The organism is Mariniluteicoccus endophyticus (assembly GCF_054780035.1).
This window is the reverse complement of record NZ_BAAGXC010000022.1, coordinates 17,609-36,663: the sequence shown is the minus strand read 5'-3', so window position 1 is coordinate 36,663 and position 19,055 is coordinate 17,609. Positions and strand designations below refer to the sequence as shown.

10 protein-coding genes and 1 tRNA gene are annotated in these 19,055 nt (G+C 67.4%); 5 read left to right on the top strand and 6 right to left on the bottom strand.

The annotated features are described in order from the left end of the window. Positions 1 to 127: 127 nt before the first annotated feature. The 3 genes from ACYVGD_RS11500 (at position 128) to ACYVGD_RS11490 (ending at position 10,627) form a co-directional block, all read left to right on the top strand. Positions 128 to 10,021 (top strand): DUF7507 domain-containing protein, encoded by a 9,894-nt coding sequence (locus ACYVGD_RS11500; RefSeq protein WP_460743782.1) that lies wholly within the window; start codon positions 128 to 130, stop codon positions 10,019 to 10,021. Positions 10,022 to 10,239: 218 nt separating this feature from the next. Continuing rightward, positions 10,240 to 10,316: transfer RNA gene (locus ACYVGD_RS11495), tRNA-Ile, on the top strand. A gap of 116 nt (positions 10,317 to 10,432) precedes the next feature. Beyond that, positions 10,433 to 10,627 (top strand): hypothetical protein, encoded by a 195-nt coding sequence (locus tag ACYVGD_RS11490; protein ID WP_460743781.1) that lies wholly within the window; start codon positions 10,433 to 10,435, stop codon positions 10,625 to 10,627. Between the two features lie 105 nt (positions 10,628 to 10,732). Here ACYVGD_RS11490 and ACYVGD_RS11485 read toward each other — a convergent pair whose 3' ends face one another. The 4 genes from ACYVGD_RS11485 to ACYVGD_RS11470 all read right to left on the bottom strand — a co-directional run bounded on the left by ACYVGD_RS11485 (position 10,733) and on the right by ACYVGD_RS11470 (position 13,256). Next, a complete protein-coding gene (locus tag ACYVGD_RS11485) occupies positions 10,733 to 11,062 on the bottom strand; it encodes a DUF2283 domain-containing protein (protein WP_460743780.1) in 330 nt (109 codons plus the stop codon). Then, positions 11,059 to 11,295, bottom strand: a complete 237-nt coding sequence (locus ACYVGD_RS11480) for a DUF4258 domain-containing protein (RefSeq protein ID WP_460743779.1) — start codon at positions 11,293 to 11,295, stop codon at positions 11,059 to 11,061. The genes ACYVGD_RS11485 and ACYVGD_RS11480 overlap by 4 nt, the downstream gene beginning before the upstream one ends. 6 nt (positions 11,296 to 11,301) lie before the next feature. Next, a complete protein-coding gene (locus ACYVGD_RS11475; RefSeq protein WP_460743778.1) occupies positions 11,302 to 11,721 on the bottom strand; it encodes a hypothetical protein in 420 nt (139 codons plus the stop codon). Between the two features lie 305 nt (positions 11,722 to 12,026). Beyond that, a complete protein-coding gene (locus ACYVGD_RS11470; protein WP_460743777.1) occupies positions 12,027 to 13,256 on the bottom strand; it encodes a tyrosine-type recombinase/integrase in 1,230 nt (409 codons plus the stop codon). Between the two features lie 310 nt (positions 13,257 to 13,566). Between ACYVGD_RS11470 and ACYVGD_RS11465 the strand changes: the two genes are divergently transcribed. Both ACYVGD_RS11465 and ACYVGD_RS11460 read left to right on the top strand, forming a co-directional pair. Then, positions 13,567 to 13,770: a hypothetical protein gene (locus tag ACYVGD_RS11465; protein ID WP_460743776.1), complete on the top strand. Its 204-nt coding sequence runs from the start codon at positions 13,567 to 13,569 to the stop codon at positions 13,768 to 13,770. Positions 13,771 to 14,008: 238 nt separating this feature from the next. Then, positions 14,009 to 15,988: a family 16 glycosylhydrolase gene (locus tag ACYVGD_RS11460; protein WP_460743775.1), complete on the top strand. Its 1,980-nt coding sequence runs from the start codon at positions 14,009 to 14,011 to the stop codon at positions 15,986 to 15,988. A gap of 70 nt (positions 15,989 to 16,058) precedes the next feature. Here ACYVGD_RS11460 and ACYVGD_RS11455 read toward each other — a convergent pair whose 3' ends face one another. Both ACYVGD_RS11455 and pstS read right to left on the bottom strand, forming a co-directional pair. Next, the gene (locus tag ACYVGD_RS11455) at positions 16,059 to 17,747 is read right to left on the bottom strand and encodes a Na/Pi cotransporter family protein (RefSeq protein ID WP_460743774.1); all 1,689 of its coding nucleotides are present in this window, start codon (positions 17,745 to 17,747) and stop codon (positions 16,059 to 16,061) included. Between the two features lie 14 nt (positions 17,748 to 17,761). Then, a complete protein-coding gene (gene pstS, locus ACYVGD_RS11450) occupies positions 17,762 to 18,886 on the bottom strand; it encodes a phosphate ABC transporter substrate-binding protein PstS (protein ID WP_460743773.1) in 1,125 nt (374 codons plus the stop codon). Between the last annotated feature and the right edge of the window lie 169 nt (positions 18,887 to 19,055).

Below are 19,055 nucleotides of genomic sequence, written 5' to 3'. Positions count from 1 at the left end.
GAGAAAGTCAGCACGCATTGTGTTGGCGACGATGCTCGTGATGATGGGAATGGGGGTGGCTGGGGTGCAATCGGCACCCCCTGCGGCCGCTGCATCGGGCGTTCCGGTGACGTCTGCCGATGGCCGCTTGACCCTGACCAAGACGGCTGACACCACCTCGCTGGGGGCTGCCGGCGGCCCCGTCACCTTCACCTACACGGTCAAGAACAACCGACCTGCGGGCTATTACAACCGCATGTACTACGCATCGCTGGACGATGACCGATGTGCGAACGTGAAGGTCGTGAGTGGCCTTCCGACGGACGCTCGGGGAAACTCCTATATCGAACCAGGGGCCACGGCGACATTCCGCTGCACCACAACGATCACGACCACGACCACCAACACCGCGACGGCCACATTCCATGACTACTGGGGAACGCCCGTCACCACCGTCTCGGCCCAGGCGACGGTTACCGTCGACGCGCCGTGGTGCGGTCAGGTCACCTTCACCACCTCTTCTTCTGCGACAGGCGCCTATGGCACCTTCACGCCGCCGGGAACCGCACCTTCTCGCACAACGCTTCCCGACAACAACGGATACAAGAACTCTGCGGCGAATGCCGCCTCGCCTCTGCAGCCTGGCTGGATCTACTACGCGGCGCAGTTGTCGGTCCGCGGTACGGAGAACAACGGCATCTATCGGATCAACACGACCACGGGGCTCACCGAGTCCGTCGTGACGGCCTCCCCGGCCACGGCGACGAACCGAATTGCCTTTGACGGCAAGGGCACCCTCTGGTCATTCGCTGACAACGGGCACATCTACTCCCTGAACAATGGAGTCAAGACATGGGTCGACCATGGAGTGTTCACTGGTTCGGATGGACGATCGTTCACGAGCATGACGATGGGCGACATCGCGTTCGATGGTCTCGGAAACGCCTGGGTCATGGGCGTTGCCAATCGCACTTCCACGCTTTACACGGTGTCGGCAAGTGAATTGGCCACCACATCGGGTGGGCGTGCCCAATTGGTGGGCCGGACCGCCGCGTCGGCTGGATTCTACGGCCTGGCCTTCGGCCTCGACGGCACTCTGTACGCCTCCCGTGACGACTCCCAGGTCACCGGCGCCCAGACGGGCACGATCTTCTCGATCAACACCACCACCGGTGCTTCCACCCAGGTGTTCAGCAGCCCGAATCTGGCCAACGTCCAGGACCTTGGCTCCTGTGCCTTGCCCAAGCCCGAGCTGAGGGCCTCCAAGTCGGTCACCCCCGGACCGACCGTGGGGACCGGCACAGTCCTCACCTACAGCATCTCCGTCGAGAACCTCGGCAACCTCGAGGCGACTGGCGTGACCCTGCGCGACCTCATTCCGGCCGGTGCGACCTACATGGCCGGTTCGACCACCCTGAACGGCACCACCGTGCCTGACGTGGGTGGCACCATGCCGTACGCCACCGCCCGTGAGATCCACTCGAGCGGCGCCCACGCGGGTGTCGTCGCCAGGGGCCAGAAGGCGGTCATCTCGTTCAGGGTCACCGTGACCGGCACCTCCGGCCAAGTCTGCAACCAGGGCAATACGGCGTACGTGGGCTCCGACGTACAGACCCCGGGCGGCATCATCGTGACCGACGACCCGAACCAGCCCGGTGGCGGCGACGCGACTTGTGTCGAGATCGCCAAGCCTGAGCTGGCCCTCGACAAAAAGGTCGTCGACCCGGCGACTGGCCAGGAGGTCGACTCCAAGGCCGCCCCGTTCGTGACCGTCGCACCGGGCACGGAGGTCACCTACAAGTACTACCTGACCAACCCGGGCAACGAGCCGCTCCAGAACGTCACGTTGATCGATGACAAGTGCCCCAACCCGGTGCTGCTGGCGCCCGCGAACGGACAAGGTGATGTCGACGGTGACCAGATCCTCGACCTGCAGGAGACCTGGCTCTACTCGTGCAAGTCGGTGATCAACCAGAAGACCACCAACATCGCGACGGCCAACGGCCAGGGCACGATCTCGAAGCAGCCCACCGGCCCCAAGACCGATGACGCGACCGTTGACGTCACCTCGTTCAAGGTACGCAAGGCGGTGACTGGTGACGCCGACGGCGGGACCTCCCCCGTCGTGTCGGTCGATCCTGCGACGAACACGTTCACGTTGTCCTACGACATCGCGGTGACGAACAACTCGGCAATCGCGGCGAACCATCCGGCGATGATCGATACCATGAACGTCCCCGCAGGGGTCACAGTGAGCTCGATCACGCTCGATGGCGCGGCGTTCCCCTCTGGATCGATCATCACGATCCCCGCCAGCACCACACCGCTGCCTGCTGGTGGCTCCAAGACCTACCGTGTCCAGATCAGGGGCAACATCAGCCCGGTCACCGTCGACTGGACGAAGATCGGCCAGTGCACCACCGATGCCGGTGGCGTCACCACCGGCACCGGTTTCGTCAACACGGTCACCCTGCCCGGTGACAGCGACGGGTCGAACAACAACACGACCTGCACGCCGTTGTCCGGCGTACCCGGCGTGGGGATCATCAAATACATCAACGACGCCAACCCGACTGCCCCCACCGGGAAGACCACCGACGGTCAGGACTCCGACGCCAACGCGCTTCCGGGTGTGACCGTTGTGGCCGGGTCGCCGATGACGATCTCGTTCAAGGTGACCAACACCGGCAACCAGACGCTGGCACCTGTGGTCGTCACTGACAACCGAGTCGCAGCCGGGTCGATCACGTGCCCTGCACCGGCGACCGGCAACACAATCCGGAGCCTGGCGCCCGGGGAGACAGTCGTCTGCACCGCGACGCTGACGGCGCCCACTGGTGGTTTCCACACCAACCTGGCCCACGTCGAAGGAACGCCCCCGAAGAACCCCGACGGCTCGCAGCCGCCGAACGTGACCTCGGAGAACCCGGCCAACGCCAGTGTCCCCGGCTTCGCCGTGGAGAAGTCCACCACGCAGCCGCCGCTTGCACTCGCCCCGGGCCAGACCTCGGTCACCCGCACCTACACCATCAAGGTGACCAACACAGGCACGGTCGAGGCCACCTCGCCCGCCGTCACCGACAAACCGTCGGTCCCGGCCGGATTCATCCTGCGCGGTGCGACCGTCGGCGGCGCCACGGCCACGGTCAACCCCGGCGGCACCTTCCAGGTCTCCCCGGGCGTCAAGCTCGCCCCCGGGGCCTCGCAGGAGTTCACCGTCGTGGTGACCTATGACGTCGACCAGGCCGCGGTGAGCAGCTGGAACGATCTCGCGACATGTGAGGCCGGCACCGGTGCCTCCAACCCGGCCAAGGGCCTGTACAACCTCGTCACGATGTCGGGAGATTCCGACGGCGAGGACAACAACGATGCGTGCACGCCGGTCTACCCCCCGGCCACCGTGGCCAAGCGGGCTGCGGCCGACCAGCCGAACCCGATCGTGGTGGGTGCTGACGGATCATTCGAGGTCGCGTACGAGATCGTCGTAACGAACCCGTCGGCGACGACCCCCGCGCGCTACAACGCGATCACCGACCGCCCCGGCTTCGCCCCGGGCCTCAACGTCACCTCGGTCTCGGTCGGTGGCACCGTCGTGACCGCGGATGCAAACGGTGTCTACCCGGTCGCACCGGAGGGGACGCTGGCACCCGGCGCGACGAAGACCTTCCGGGTCGTCGTGCGTGGCACGACCACGCTGACGGTGCCCGAGATCGCCACCGCAGGACAGTGCGGGACGGCCGACGGCCCGGGCACGCCGGGCAAGGGCCTGTTCAACCTGGTCGAGATGACCGGTGACCCCAACACCTCCGACAACGACGCCTGCATCAACATCGCGAAGCCCGGCTTCGCGGTGGAGAAGACGACTGCGGACGGGCCGGTGGTCCTGACCCCGACCCAGACCGAGCTGGTCCGCACCTACACCGTGACCGTGCGCAACACCACGGCCGTGGAGGGCATCTCGCAGCAGGTCGTCGACATCCCCGCCACACCGGCCGGCTTCCGTGTCGTCTCGGTGACGGTCGACGGTGGTGCGCCGCAGACGGCCGCCCCGTACGTCGTCACCAACGGTGACCTGCTCGCTGGGAACGCATCGAAGGCCCACAGCGTCGTCGTGACGTACGCGATCGACCAGGCGACGATCCCGGCTGATGGCTGGACCAATCTTGGTCAGTGCGACGCCTCCGACGACACGCCTGACACGAACAAGGGTCTGTACAACCTCGTCACGATGAACGACGACTCCGACGGCGCCGCGAACAACGATGTGTGCACGCCGGTGACGGGGACGCCGCAGTTCGCGGTCAAGAAGGAGACCGGGCAGGCCCCGATCACGCTCACGCCGGGGCAGACGACCGTCTCGCGTGACTACACGGTGGTGGTGACCAACACCGGCCAGATGAAGGCGACCTCGCCGGCCGTGAGTGACAAGCCGTCGCAGCCGGCCGGGTTCACCCTCACGGGCGCGACTGTCGGTGGTGTCCCCGTGACGATCAACCCCGACTTGACCTTCCAGGTGACGCCGGGCGTGGAGCTCGACCGGGGCGCGTCCCAGACGTTCACGGTCGTCGTCACCTACACGGTCGACCAGGCCCAGGTGACCGATTGGACCCGGCTGGGTGAGTGCGCTGCAGGTGTCGGCGCCTCCGATCCGACCAAGGGTCTGTACAACGTGGTCGACATGGCCGGTGACTCCGACGGCGTCGACAACAACGATGCGTGCACCCCGGTGAGCGGGCCCGCGACGGTCAAGAAGGAGGTCACGCCCGGCACGCCGAACCCGGTCGTCGTCAACCCCGATGGCACATTTACTGTCTCCTACGACATCTACGTGACCAACCCCTCGGCGACTCTGCCGGCCGACTACAACGCGATCGTCGACAACCCCGGTTTCCCGGCCGGGTTCGACATCACGCTCGTCACGGTCAACGGCTCGGTCGTCACGGCTGACGCGCAGGGCAACTACCCTGTGGCACCGGCGGGCACGCTCCCCGCTGGCGGTCAGGCGAAGTTCACCGTGGCCATCACGGGAACAACTGCGCTGACCCCGGCTGAGATCACTGCGGTCGGCACGTGTGAGACTGCCGGCCCGGGGACGCCGGGCAAGGGTCTGTTCAACGCGGTCGAGATGGCCGGTGATCCTGACGTGAACGACAACGACGCCTGCGTGCCGCCGGTGCGCCCGCAGTTCGAGCTTCAGAAGTTGTCGGATCCTGCGCCGATCGTGCTGCCGATCGATGCCACCACGGTGTCGCATACCTACACGATCACGGTGAAGAACACCGGCACCGCAGCGGGCACGACCGCACCGATCACCGACACGCCGTCGGTGCCGGCCGGGTTCACGCTGACCGGTGCCACGGTCGACGGCGCGGCGGCGACGATCACGAACGGCTCGTTCCCGGTCTCGCCGGGCGTACTGCTCGAACCGAACGTGACGAAGACGTTCACCGTCGTCGTCACGTATGCGGTCAACCAGGCCCAGGTGAACTGGACGACGATCGGTGAGTGCCAGACCGCAGGGGCGACGACCGACCCGGCCAAGGGTCTGTACAACCTGGCGTCCATGGATCGCGACTCCGACGGGGTCGACAACAACGACACCTGCAACCCGGTGCAGCCCACCACGGGCTTCTCGGTGCGCAAGTCGACGTCCCAGGCGCCGATCAAGCTGACCCCGACCCAGGCCACCGTGACGCGTGACTACACGGTGACGGTGAAGAACACGTCGAACGCGCCGGGCACCTCCAAGCCGGTCTTCGACGCGCCGGCCACGCCGGCTGGCTTCACTGTCTCGCAGGTCGTGGTCGACGGCGGTGCGCCGCAGACGGCCGCTCCGTACGTGGTGACCGACGGTGACCTGCTCGCGCCGCAGGCGGAGAAGGTTCACACGGTGTCGGTGACGTACGCGGTCGACCAGGCACAGATCACGCCGGAGGGCTGGGCCGATCTCGGCATGTGTGAGGCCGGTGTCGGGGCTTCGAACCCGGCCAAGGGCCTGTACAACCTGGTGAACATGGACGGTGACACCGATGGGGTCGACAACAACGATGCCTGCACCCCGGTCAACGGCACACCGCAGTTCTCGGTGCGCAAGGCGACGTCTCAGGCACCGGTCACGCTGACCCCGGGCCAGACGGAGATGACGCGTGATTACACGGTGACGGTGAAGAATTCGTCGAACGTCGCGGGCACCTCGCCGCGGGTGACTGATGTGCCGGCGGCTCCGGCGGGCTTCCGTGTGGTGTCGGTGACGGTCGGCGGTACGCCGCAGACGGCCGCTCCGTACGTGGTGACCAACGGTGACCAGCTCGCGCCGCAGGCGGAGAAGGTTCACACGGTGTCGGTGACGTACGCGGTCGAGCAGGCGGTGATCACGCCGGAGGGCTGGGCCGATCTCGGCACGTGTGAGGCCGGTGTCGGGGCATCCAACCCGGCCAAGGGCCTGTACAACGTGGTCGACATGGACGGCGACTCCGACGGCGCCGACAACAACGACGCCTGTACCCCGGTCAAGGGCACGCCGACGTTCGCGGTGCGCAAGGCGACCACGCAGGACCCGATCGTCCTGGCCTCGACCCAGACGTCTGTCACGCGTGACTACACGGTCACGGTGAAGAACACCTCCAACATCGCAGGCACCTCGCAGCAGGTCGTCGACATCCCGGCCACGCCCACCGGTTTCACGGTGACGCAGGTCGTCGTCGACGGCGGTGCGCCGCAGACGGCTCCGGAATACGTGGTGACCGCCGGTGACCAGCTCGCGCCGCAGGCCGAGAAGGTCCACACGGTGACCGTGACGTACGCGGTCGACCAGGCGGCGATCACGCCGACGGGTTGGACCGACCTGTCCACGTGCGAGGCCGGTGTCGGCGCGTCCAACCCGGCGAAGGGTCTCCACAACCTCGTCACGTTGGACGGTGACACCGACGGTGAGGACAACAACGACGCCTGCACGCCGGTCAAGGGCACGCCGACCTTCGCCGTGAAGAAGACGACCGCAGCCGACCCGATCACGCTCGGTGTCGACGACACGACGGCGACGCGTACGTACACGGTGACGGTGACCAACACCGGCAACGTGGCGGGCACCTCGCCGGCCGTGGTCGACGCACCGTCCAAGCCGGCCGGGTTCACCCTCACGGGTGCGACGGTCGACGGCGCGCCGGTCACGCTCGGCGCCGACGGCACCTTCCAGGTGACCCCGGGTGTCGCCCTCATCAAGGGCCAGGCGAAGTCGTTCACGGTCGTGGTCACCTACTCGGTCAACCAGAATCAGGTCGACTGGGCGGCGATCGGGGAGTGCAGCACCGACGGTGCGGCGACCGACCCGACGAAGGGCCTCTACAACAAGGTGACGATGGGTGACGACACCGATGGTGCCGACAACAACGACACCTGCACCCCGGTGAAGCCGACGACGGCGTTCTCGGTGCGGAAGGCCACGACGCAGCAGCCGGTCGGTCTCACGCCGGGCCAGGCCACGGTCTCGCGTGACTACACGGTCACGGTGAAGAACACCTCGCACGCACCGGGCACCTCGGCGCAGGTGACGGATGTGCCGGCTGCTCCGGCAGGTTTCCGGATCGTCTCGGTGACGGTCGACGGCGGTACGCCGCAGACGGCTGCCCCGTACGTCGTGACCACTGGTGACCAGCTGGCTGCGGGTGCGGAGAAGGTCCACACGGTGACGGTCGCGTACGCGGTCGACCAGACACAGATCACGCCGCAGGGTTGGACCGACCTGGGCACCTGCGAGGCCGGTGTGGGTGCATCCAACCCGGCCAAGGGCCTGTACAACGTGGTGACCATGGGTGGCGACACCGATGGTGAGGACAACAACGACGCCTGCACCCCGGTCAAGGGCACGCCGACCTTCTCGGTCCGCAAGACCACGAACCAGGCACCGTTCGTCCTCGACGCCGGGACGACGTCGGTGACGCGTGACTACAGCGTGGTCGTGAAGAACACGTCCAACGTGGTCGGCACCTCGCCGAAGGTCGTCGACATCCCCGCAGCCCCTGCGGGCTTCCGGGTGGTCTCGGTGACGGTCGACGGTGGCAGGCCCCAGACGGCTGCTCCGTACGTCGTGACCAACGGTGACGCGCTCGGGGCCCAGGCCTCGCAGACCCACACGGTCCGCGTGGTGTACGCGGTCGACCAGTCGGCGATCACCCCGCAGGGCTGGATCGACCTCGCCACCTGTGAGGCCGGCGAGACCGCGTCCAACCCGGGCAAGGGCCTGTACAACGTGGTCGACATGGCCGGTGACACCGATGGCACCGAGAACAACGACGCGTGCACGCCGCTGCAGGGTCCGTCGGAGCTGAAGATCGTCAAGTACGTCAACGGCAACGACGCGAACACCGCTCCGGGTGTGGCGGTCGAGCCGGGTCAGCCGATGCAGGTGACCTACCTGGTCACCAACACCGGCCGCACCACGATGTCCGACGTCAAGGTCGCCGATCAGGTGCTGTCGCCCTCGGGCACGGTCGTCTCGGCGATCACCGCGGACGCGACGAAGTGGAACGTGACGACGATGGCCACCTCGGCCTTCAGCGGGACGCTCGAGCCCGGCGAGGCCGTGCTCTTCCGCGCGACCATCCCGGCCCCCGCCGGGGGTGTGCAGCACACGAATGAGGCGGTGGCGACGGGTCAGCCGCCGACGCCGCCGGGTGGTACGCCGCCGCCGGTGGTGACGACGCCGCCTGATCCGGGCAACGCCTGGACCCCTGAGCTGAGGATCGTGAAGAAGCTCAACGGGCTGGAGGCACACACCGATGGCACCGCCGTCGCGGCCAGGCCGGGTGACCGCGTCGAGGTCTCCCTCGAGGTCTCGAACCTGGGCTTGGGCGACATGAAGGACGTCACGGTCACCGACCGCATCGTCCAAGGTGGCACCACTCCGATGACGGTCACGTGCCCGGCCCCGGCCCGGAGCAACGTGATCCCGACGCTGGCTGCGGGTCAGACGGTGGTGTGCACGGCGTCCTTCGTGATGCCGCGCGGTGTCCACCAGGACCAGGCCTCGGTGACCGGTACGCCGGAGGAACCGCCGACGGACGTGCCGGGTGAGAACCCGCCGCCGGTGACGCCTCCGGGTGTGCCGCCGGTGGTCCCGCCGACCGTGCCGCCGGTGACGCCTCCGCCGTCGGACGGGTTCGCCAAGACGCCGGCCATCGAGGTCATCAAGTTCATCAACGGCGACGACGCCGACACGGCCCCGGGCGTGGAGGTCCAGCCCGGGTCGCGGATGAACATCACCTACAAGGTGACGAACACCGGCGCGATGCCTCTCACGGGCGTCACACTGACCGACCGCGTGACCGCCGGTGGCGGCCAGGTCGAGGGCCTCAGCTGCCCGAAGACCGAGCTGGCCGTGGGTGAGTCGATGGAGTGCACCGCCACGATGCCGGCTCCGGCCGCGGGCGGCGTACAGCACTCGAACACGGCGACCGTGACGGGTCAGCCGCCGACGACACCGGGTGGTCCGGTGCCGCCGAAGGTGACCGACGACAACCCCGGCAACGCGCACACGCCGCCGGTCGTCCCGGGCAAGCCCGGTGTCTCGATCGTCAAGTCGATCAACGGTGACGACGCCAACCAGGCGCCCGGCGTACAGGTGCAGGCGGGTTCGCAGATGCGGATCACCTATGCGGTGACCAACACCGGTCAGACGGTGCTCAGGGACGTCACGGTGACCGACGACAAGGTCGCCGCGTCCGCGATCACCTGCCCGAAGACCGAGCTGGCCGTGGCCGAGTCGATGACCTGCACGGCGACGCTCGCGGCTCCGGCGGCGGATGGGCAGCACGTGAACACCGGCACGGTCGTGGGTACGCCGCCGACCAACCCGGACGGCTCGACGCCGCAGCCGGTCACGTCGACCGACAAGGCGCACGCCCACGTGCCGCCGGCTCCGAAGCCGTGGTTCCCGCCGCTGGCCAACACCGGTGGCCCGGCTGCGGGCATCCTCGCCGGTGGTCTCGCCGCAATGATCGGTGGTGGCCTCCTGGTCCGCCGTCGACGTGACGCCGAGGACTGATCCGCCGCGACCCGTGAGGGCCGTCGTGACCGATGAGGTCGCGGCGGCCCTCGCCGTTCCCGGCGTACGCCGCGTACACCTACAACAGGCCGAGAACTCGACAACAGGCGTTCCTCCACCTGTTGTGAAGTTTTCGGCCTGTGATGAGGGGGCCCAATCGCGATTTGTGCCGCGGGCAGGGGATGCCGTAGCATTCTTCCTCGGTGCTGATGCACCATGCGCCTATAGCTCAGACGGTTAGAGCGCTGCCCTGATAAGGCAGAGGTCACTGGTTCAAGTCCAGTTAGGCGCACCAATGGAACCGTCCTCTGACTTCGGGGGACGGTTTTCTGCTTCCTGAGCGGGGTACGAAAGGGGTACCCTTTTCGGCCTCGACGCGGCACAAGAAGCTTCACCGACGGCATGCTGGCCATGAGTGACAGCGACCAGAACGACTGGATCAAGACGCTCGTGAGCGACGCTTGGGGCTTGGTCGAACTGCTGGAGACCGACCGGCTAGCTGCTATCGAGATGGCCGAGAAGCACTACGACCAGCCGGGGCTCCTGCTGGCGCTGGGCTCGCTCGTCCAAGCGATGCGCAGGCGGGCGAGACCGCCGCTGGAGTGAGGCGCTGAACGGCCAGAGGGCATTGGCGCCCATCCTAACCATCGGGCTAGACTCTAGCCCGATAGGCGCGCGTTTCGTCGGATCGGCGCGCCGAGGAGCCTTAGGTCAGGCCAATGCTGACCGGGTGGCCCAGACATCGGTACGCGGGACCGTCACGCCGCCCCCCTGTCGGGCCACGAAGTTCGTAACGTTAGGGCGGATGCTCATGAGGCAGTGCACGTCCTGCTCGCGCAGGTGGTACTGCTTCTCAACCGCATGCACGGGGATGTCGAGTGAGAGATCCAGAACCTCGAAGCCGACTGCCAGCCCGAACTCATCGAGGTCCACCTGGAAACCGGGAGCGACCTCGCAGGTCTCGACGACAGGCGCGTCAGAGACCTGAAGGTAGGCGGCGTTGGCCTCGAAGTCGACGGTAAGTCGCGGCTCCATGGTCATCTCCCTCTCCAGGCAACAGATTTAACTACGATAATACCTTTGGGTGGCCATGGAGCGACCACCCACACCTTCAACGTTCCCCGGGGCAGTTTTCGTTCCAAGCGGTAGCTGTCCTCGGTTGGGTCATGCGTTGTGTGCTCAGGAGCCGCCAGGACGTCTTCAACCTCAGATACATCAACTCCGCGTTGACGCATGCGCTGACGTACATGCCCAGTGATGCGATAAGGGTGCATGGGTCGTCAGCCCTGAGCGGTCGTCGGCTCGACGATCTCGAACATGAGCTTCCGCACGCTACGGTCGTTCAGGTAGATCTCGATCTCAACGTGGCCGTATTGCTGGACGAACAAGGCTGAGTTGAGCGCCAACAACACGTGCCGTCGCCCGTCGCCGTAGACGGGCGCTGCCTCGGCGCTGACTTGGGCCACGAACGACAACGTCGCCCCGTCGGCGGGCGGCCGCATCTCGATCCGGAGCTCGCACTCAGGCATGCCGCCCTTGAATCGCAAGCGTGCGGCAACCGCGAACGCAGCTGGTTGGCCTATCGGGCACGCGATCTTGAGGAAGCTAGCGTCAATGGCGGTCAGGGATCCATCAGCGTTGACCCGGGCCCACTGGGCTGGGAACGCGTAGTCCAGCTCGACCGCTGGCTGCTCGTTCATGAAGGCAATCTAAGGCCTCGCAGTGCGTCCGGAGGGTTAACTGCTCAACCTGTTACTGATCAAACCTGCCGGTGGATCCTGGACTGAGCTGAGTACGTCGCCACGGTTTGTTCACGACCACTGTGAAAGACTCCAACAATCACAAGGCCGCCGTCCGGGAGGTCACGGGCCTCCAGACGTCCGTTCTGAGCGCTGTCGACGTGTCGCTGGATGGAGCCGTCCGGCAGCTCCACTTCGATGTACCCCATAGGGGCAGTGTGGCAGATGTCATGTGCGGAGAGCCCCAGCAGTGCCAGCCCCAGCCCTCACAGGCCGTCAGTGGCAGCGAGGGAAGCTAGCGCGGACACCTTGGCAGCCAGCTCCGTAGCCCGGGACTGGGCGGCGTGCTGGTACCTCATGGCGATGTCCGGGTCCGCGTGACCCATCAGCGACATGAGTTCCTTGGTGGTGGCTCCCGCCACGGCGTAGTTGGTCGCCGCGAAGTGGCGCAGCTTGTGGAACGAGAGGTCGGGGCGGCCCAGTTCGTGGCGAGCCAGGTAGTACCCCGCACCCGTGCGCAGCACCTTGCCGGAGGCAGGATCGATGCGTGGAGGGGTGCCGTACAGCTGCCCCGGCGTGAGGTAGTCCGTGCGGGCCGACGTGGGCGGGAACACCAGGCCCTCCTGGCCCCACTGCGCGTGGTCACGGAGGTGGGCTCGCAGGTCGTCCACGATGTGCGGGGGAATGACGACGGTCCGCTCGCCCGCAGTGGACTTGGGGCTCGTCTCGTACTGCTTGCCCTCTGCCCTCACCGCGCCCCGGCGGACGTGCAGCAGTGAGGGCCCGTCGGTGGACAGCTCCAGGTCCGAGCGTCGCAGGGCAGCGAGTTCCCCGAAGCGCAGCCCGCACCAGGCGGCCAGCAGGACGGTAGCTCGGTGGCGGGGTGGCATCAGGTCAGCCAGCTGGCCGATCTCATCGGCGGTGAACAGCTCGACGTCTGCCTTGCGGGGGCGGCTGCCGGCACCCCTGATGTGCACGGGGTTGGTGGTGATCAGCCCGTCTTCTACGGCGCTGGCCATGATCGAGCGGAACAGGCTGTAGGCGTGGGCGCGCGCGGTCTGCTTGTTCTCGTCCATGGCGTGGTACCAGGCCACGACGTCAGGCTTGGTGATGGCGACCACGGGCACGTCGAGGAAGCGAGCCAGGTACCGACGGCGCATGTCCCGGTAGTCAGCGGCGGTGCGTTCCTTCAGGGCTCGCCCCCGCACCTGGCGTTCCTTGATCCAGCGCTCGGAGTAGCTGCCGAAGGTGACCTCATTGACGGTGGCCTCACGTGCGGCGGCTGCACGGCGCTCGGCAGGCGGGGTCCATTCGCCCCGGTCGATGAGCAGTTGCTCTGCGGCCAGCCACTGGTCTGCCATCTGGAAGCTACTGAAGGTGTGGCCCGGTGTGTGCCACTGGCCATAGCGGGTGTACCGGGCCTTGTAGTGGTCACGGTGGGGGAGGATCGAGCCCAAGGTGGATCGGCGCTTGGGGGTTCGCTTGCTGGCTGCCATGGCAACGTCCTTCTGTGGGCCGCGTCAGCACTGGGCTTTCGGGGGGTACATGCGGGGTACGATCGGGGTACCTTTCGAGGCTATTTTAGCCTGTTGAGCCCGATGAGCCGCTACTGCTGTCTAGCCTGATAGCAACTAAACGCCCTAGTCAGAGCGCGGAAAGCCTTGTCAAAGTGTGTTTGGCGAGCCCAGGGATGACGTGGCGCCTAACTGGTTCAAGTCCAGTTAGGCGCACCGACGAAACCGTCCTCCGACCTCGGGGGACGGTTTTCTGCTTCCTGGGAGGCCACCTGCGAGGATGCTCCTGTGAGTGTGGTCGTGGTTCCCGCCGATCCCGCCTGGGCGCGCCAGTTCCAGTGACGAGTACGCCGCGGTGAAGACCGCGCTGGCCGCCGAGCCCGGCATGGACATCGACACCTACATCGCCCGGAAGTCCTCGGTGCTGCAGAAGGTGCTGGCCCACCGCGACCTGACCGAGGACGAGCGCCGCGAGATCCTCGCGCTCAACTCGTAGCCTCCCGTTCGGATCAGCGGGGGCGGGCCAGCCCGCTCACGTAGGCGTGGACGACCAGCTGTACGCGGGCACCCAACTGCGCGGGACGCCGGCCAGCCGACTCCAGACCAATGGTCGAGGGTTTGGTCTCCTTTGCGTCACAGCGTGCTCCCGGGCGTGGAGAACGCCGAATCCCGTTGATGGACTGGTGGCGCTCGGGGGGCCGAGCACCATCATCGGTCGTCACATGAGGGGAACCATGACCACTGCATTCCGTCAGCGCGTGCTCGCCGGGGTCGTCCTGGGGGCGCTGTCCGTGCTGCCCGCGATGGGCTCGGTCGCCAGTGCGGCGCCCACACCGTCCGTCACACCCACACCCACACCCACGCCCACCGTCGCACCCACGCCCACCGCCACGCCGGGAAGCCGGCAGTCGGCCGCCACCACTCCGACTCCCGCAAGCGCGAGCGGTGGGCCGTCTGCGACGCCCACGCCCCGCGCCATGGCCGTCCCGCGTTCGGGGACGTTCCGTGACGAGTTCTACGGAGAGGCGGGCGCGGTACCGAATCCGGAGCTGTGGCGGTACGAGATGGGGCGTGGCACGAATGGCTGGGGCAGCGGTGAGAAGCAGTTCTACACCACCTCCACCAACAACTCGTGGATCGACGGCAACGGCCATCTCGTCATCCAGGCGAAGTACGAGCCCGAGGGCCGGACCTACGCGTTCGGCGACGACCATGCCAGCTCCGTCGATCCCCAGAAGCGGTGGTCGTCCGCCCGTCTGATGACCGACGGCAACTTCTCCACCACGTACGGGCGCATGGAGGCCCGCATCAAGGTTCCCCAGGGCAAGGGCGTCGTGCCCTCCTTCTGGATGGGCGCGTACCACTACGGCTCCGGCTCCGGCTTCGGACCCAACGAGATCGCCATCATGAGGGGCCAGAGCGACCACATCAACAACTACAGCAGCCACGTCAGCGGCAGGGGTCGCACCGCGGCCTCGTGGAACCACCCGATCCTGCGTCCGCTGGGAGACGACTTCCACGTCTACTCGGTCCAGTGGACACCCGAGACGCTCCAGTTCTTCTTCGACGACCGGCTGATGAGCGAGGTCACGCGCTCCGAGATGGGCAGCGACTGGCTCGCCGACATCCCTCATCACGTCGGCCTGGGGGTGGCGATCGGCGGCGAGTTCGGTGGCCCGTTCGACGAGACGACGAAGGACCGCGCCACGATGCTCGTGGACTGGGTCCAGGTCTCCGCGACGCCCACGACCGTGGCGACACCAGAGCTGGCGCTCTCGAAAGAGTGGGTACGCCGGGGCGGTGCGACGAGCCCGCTAGGTGACAGCCTGCGAGCGGAGCCGCGCATCATCTGCAACCTGACCGACTGGGGCTGCGCCCAGCGGTTCGCGGGCGGACGCCTGTACTGGTCGAGGAACACCGGCGCGCAGCCTGTCTGGGGCGCTCTGGGCCAGAAGTACGTCGAAATGGGAGCTGACGCGAGTCGCCTCGGCTACCCGACCGCCGAGGAGTTCTGCGGGCTCCGTGACGGCGGATGCGCCCAGCGGTTCCAGCGCGGAACGATGTACTGGTCACACGCCTCGGGCTCCCATCCGGTGTGGGGCGAGATCGGGAACAGGTGGGGCCAGCTCGGCTGGGAGCGCTCCGCGCTCGGTTACCCGACGACAGACGAGTTCTGCGGCCTGCGCGACGGTGGCTGCGGTCAGATGTTCCAGAACGGGATGATCTACTGGTCGCCGGGCACGGGCGCCCAGGTGCTCTGGGGCGAGATCGGGAAGGCCTACCAGCGAACGGGCTACGAGAACTCCCCGCTCGGTTTCCCGACCGGGGGCGAGTTCTGCGGCCTGCGCGACGGCGGCTGCGGACAGCGCTTCCAAGGCGGGTTGATCTACTGGTCCCCCTCGACCGGGGCAAACCCGGTCTGGGGTGCGATCATCCAGAAGTTCCAAGAGGTGGGCTACGAGAACTCCCCGCTCGGCTATCCCGTCACCGGCGAGTTCCCGCTGATCGAGCGGGGAGTCGGGCAGCGATTCCAGGGCGGGATGATGTACTGGTCGCCGCCCACCGGTGCGCACCCCGTGTGGGGTCTGCTCCTGAACCAGTACGCCGCCAACCGGTACGAGAACGGGCTGGGCTATCCGACCACCGACGAGATCGTGACCCGAGACGGCTGGGAGCAGCACTTCCAGCGCGGCAGGCTCTTCCAGCGGCGCTGACCCGCGCCCGCAGCACGAACGGCGGACCGTCGGCGCAGGCCGACGGTCCGCCGTTCGCGTGGGAGCAGGGTCAGGCGTCCGCCTGCGTGACGCCTTCCGCCGCCGCGGCCGGCTCGGTGATCTGCGCGCGGTTCACCGACGCACGCTCCTCGGCGATGCGGTCGACGAGGCCCTCGGCACGCTCGATCGAGCCGAGGATCGCCAGCATGGCGCCCTTCTCGCCGACGGGCAGCTCGGACGAGTCGATGATGCGCCAGCGCATGTCCTCGAAGTCGCCCTGGCCCGACCCGATCGTCGGGGAGCCCTTGACGCGGTCGGGGTCGAGGCTCGTCTCGAGCGCGCGGTCGAGACGGTCGACCGCCTCGGTGAGGAACGTGTCGGCGGCGGGGCTGAACTCGTCCAGGCGTACGCGGCCCGCGACCTGTGCGAGCACCTGGTTGAGCTGCGCGGTGAAGTCGGCCTCCTCGATGAGGCTGGCGACGAGGTCCATCTGGTCGCGCGTCAGGCCGTCGCGGAACAGGCGGGCGGAGTAGCCGCGGATCTCGCGCGACAGCGAGTCGACGGCCTCCCAGTGCTCCTGCGGGTCCTTCGGCGCACCCTCCTTGCCGCGGGCGATGTCGAGGAACATCGAGCCTGCCTCCAGCGAGCGGTGGGTCTCCTTCTGGACCGCCGGGATCGCGACGGCGAAGTTGTCGAGCTCCTTCTCGTCGAGGAACTTCGGCAGCGCGTAGTCCTCCTCGTCCTCGTCGTCGGTGTGGCCGACCTTCGACAGGAAGCGCTCGAAGGTGCCGACGAACGGGAACAGGATCAGCACGTTGAAGATGTTGAAGAAGATCGAGAACATGCCCACGGCCAGCGGCACGAGCGGGAACGTCTCCTTGCCGTCGACCATGACAGGTACGCCGGGGTCGCCGCCCATGAAGCCCATGACCCACTTGAGCACCTGGATCGCGGGGAAGAACAGCGCCAGCACGACACACACGCCGATGAAGTTGAAGGCGATGTGCGCGTACGCGGTGCGCTTGGCGTTCTTCGACAGGTTCAGCGAGGCGATCCACGAGGTGATCGTGGTGCCGAGGTCGGCGCCGATCGCGAAGGCGATGGCGGTCTGCCACTCGAGGATGCCGGAGGCGCCCATGCCCATGACGATGCCGATGGTCGCCGACGACGAGTGGATCATCGCGGTGATGAGGGCGGCGATCAGCGCGCACGAGATGACGCCGATGATCGTCGACGAGTCGAGGTTCGACAGGACGTTCATCACGGCCGGCATGTTCTTCAGCGGCTTGAGGCCACCGGTCATGAGGTTGAGGCCGTAGAACACCAGCGAGAAGCCCATGGCGGCGAGCGCGATGTTGCGTACCTTCTCGGGCTTGGCGAAGCAGTAGACCATCGCGAAGATGCCGCCGAACAGCAGGCCGATCGGGCCCAGCGGCAGGGCGATGAGGCCGTTGCCGAGGGTGGTGCCGATGTTGGCGCCCATGATCACCGAGATCGCCGAGCGCAGCGACAGCACGCCCGCGTTGACCAGGCCGACCGTCATGACGGTCATGGCGGTCGACGACTGGATGATGCCGGTGATGACGGTGCCGGCGACGACGCCCTTGATCGGCGTACCGGCGGCCTTGGCGAGCCACTCGCGCATCTTGTTGACCGACAGGGCCTGGATGCCGCGGTCCATGAATTCGAGGCCGAGGAGGAAGATGCCGAGACCCCCGATCACGGGGACCAGGATCTCCTTGAAGATGTCGATGTCCATGATTCCCTTTCAGCTCAACGCTTGTCGTCGAGGTTCTTGGCCCAGTACGCCTGGACCGCGGTGGCCGCCTCCTGGGGGAGGGGCAGGTAGCCGAGCTCTTCGGCGGAGGCGTCGTACTTCTCGATGACGTACGACAGGTAGTCGAGGGTGCGGCGGCGGTCCTTGTGGTCGCGCCTGACCACCGCGTAGATCGCGACGGTCATGGGGTACGCGGCGGTCGCGTCCGCCCGCGGCTGCAGGTCGACGTAGTGGCCGTCGCCCGACCAGTCCATGCCGGACAGCGCGGCGCGCATGCCGGCGGTGTCGGGAAGCGCACCCCTGTCGCCGGAGCCGATGCGTACGACCTTGAGGCCGGCGCGGCGGGCCTGGCCGGGCTCGGCGTACGTCAGCGCGCCCTTCTTGTCGGCGACCGCACGCAGCACGCCGCCCGAGCGCTCGGCGGCGGTGCCGACGCCGTCGGGCCACTTCACGAGCGAACCCGCACCCGGGCCCTGTGCCCACTCGGGGCTGCTGGCGGCGAGCCAGCGGGTGAGGCCGAACGTCGAGCCCGAGCCGTCGCTGCGGTGGACCGGGGCGATCTCCAGGTCGGGGAGCTGTACGCCGGGGTTCAGCTGGGCGATGGCCGGGTCGTTCCAGCGGCGGATCGTGCCGAGGAAGACCTTCGCCGTGGTCGCGGCGTCGAGCTGGATGTCGACGTCGAGGTTGTGGGCGAGGGCCACCGAGCCGATGGCGATGGGGAACTGGACGGCCTTCAGCTCGCCGAGGGCCTGGGCCGACAGCGGGTAGTCGGAGACGGCGAAGTCGACGTCGGGGTTGGACAGCCGCATGATGCCGCCCATCGAGCCGACCGGCTCGTACTCGACGCCGGATCCGTCGAGGACCCAGTCGCCGCCGGTCTGGCGCGGCCGGGCGGGGTTGTCGGCGCTGGCCGCGTAGCGGTAGCTGACGGCGGAGCGCTCGATGAGGGGTTGGGCCAACGTGGAGCCGGAGCCCACGATCGGGCCGGTGCTCGTGGTGCCGACCAGCAGCATCACGAGCACGCCGACCACGGCGGCGATGAACAGGGGCATCCACAGGCGGCGTCGCCGTGCGGTGTCGGAGGTGAGGACGGGCACACCGTTGTCGGGTGACGCGAGCACGTTGACTCCTGCTGTTCGGGTCAGTGTGCTCAGGAGCCTAGGAGGCCGATCCTGACGGGCGCTTCCGCTTCAGGTGACGCCTCGGTGTCGGCACGGCGAACTGATGGGGCCCGCGCAGGACGTCGTGCGTCCCGAGCGTCCACCACGCTCTGGTGCGGGTGCTGTGCCC

What these genes read in the sequence shown, in the direction of transcription:
- ACYVGD_RS11490 (WP_460743781.1), top strand. Translation starts at nt 10,433, where the DNA reads ATGAGTGACAGCGACCAGAACGACTGGATCAAGACGCTCGTGAGCGAC.
- ACYVGD_RS11485 (WP_460743780.1), bottom strand. Translation starts at nt 11,062, where the DNA reads ATGACCATGGAGCCGCGACTTACCGTCGACTTCGAGGCCAACGCCGCC.
- ACYVGD_RS11480 (WP_460743779.1), bottom strand. Translation starts at nt 11,295, where the DNA reads ATGCACCCTTATCGCATCACTGGGCATGTACGTCAGCGCATGCGTCAA.
- ACYVGD_RS11475 (WP_460743778.1), bottom strand. Translation starts at nt 11,721, where the DNA reads ATGAACGAGCAGCCAGCGGTCGAGCTGGACTACGCGTTCCCAGCCCAG.
- ACYVGD_RS11470 (WP_460743777.1), bottom strand. Translation starts at nt 13,256, where the DNA reads ATGGCAGCCAGCAAGCGAACCCCCAAGCGCCGATCCACCTTGGGCTCG.
- ACYVGD_RS11460 (WP_460743775.1), top strand. Translation starts at nt 14,009, where the DNA reads ATGACCACTGCATTCCGTCAGCGCGTGCTCGCCGGGGTCGTCCTGGGG.
- ACYVGD_RS11455 (WP_460743774.1), bottom strand. Translation starts at nt 17,747, where the DNA reads ATGGACATCGACATCTTCAAGGAGATCCTGGTCCCCGTGATCGGGGGT.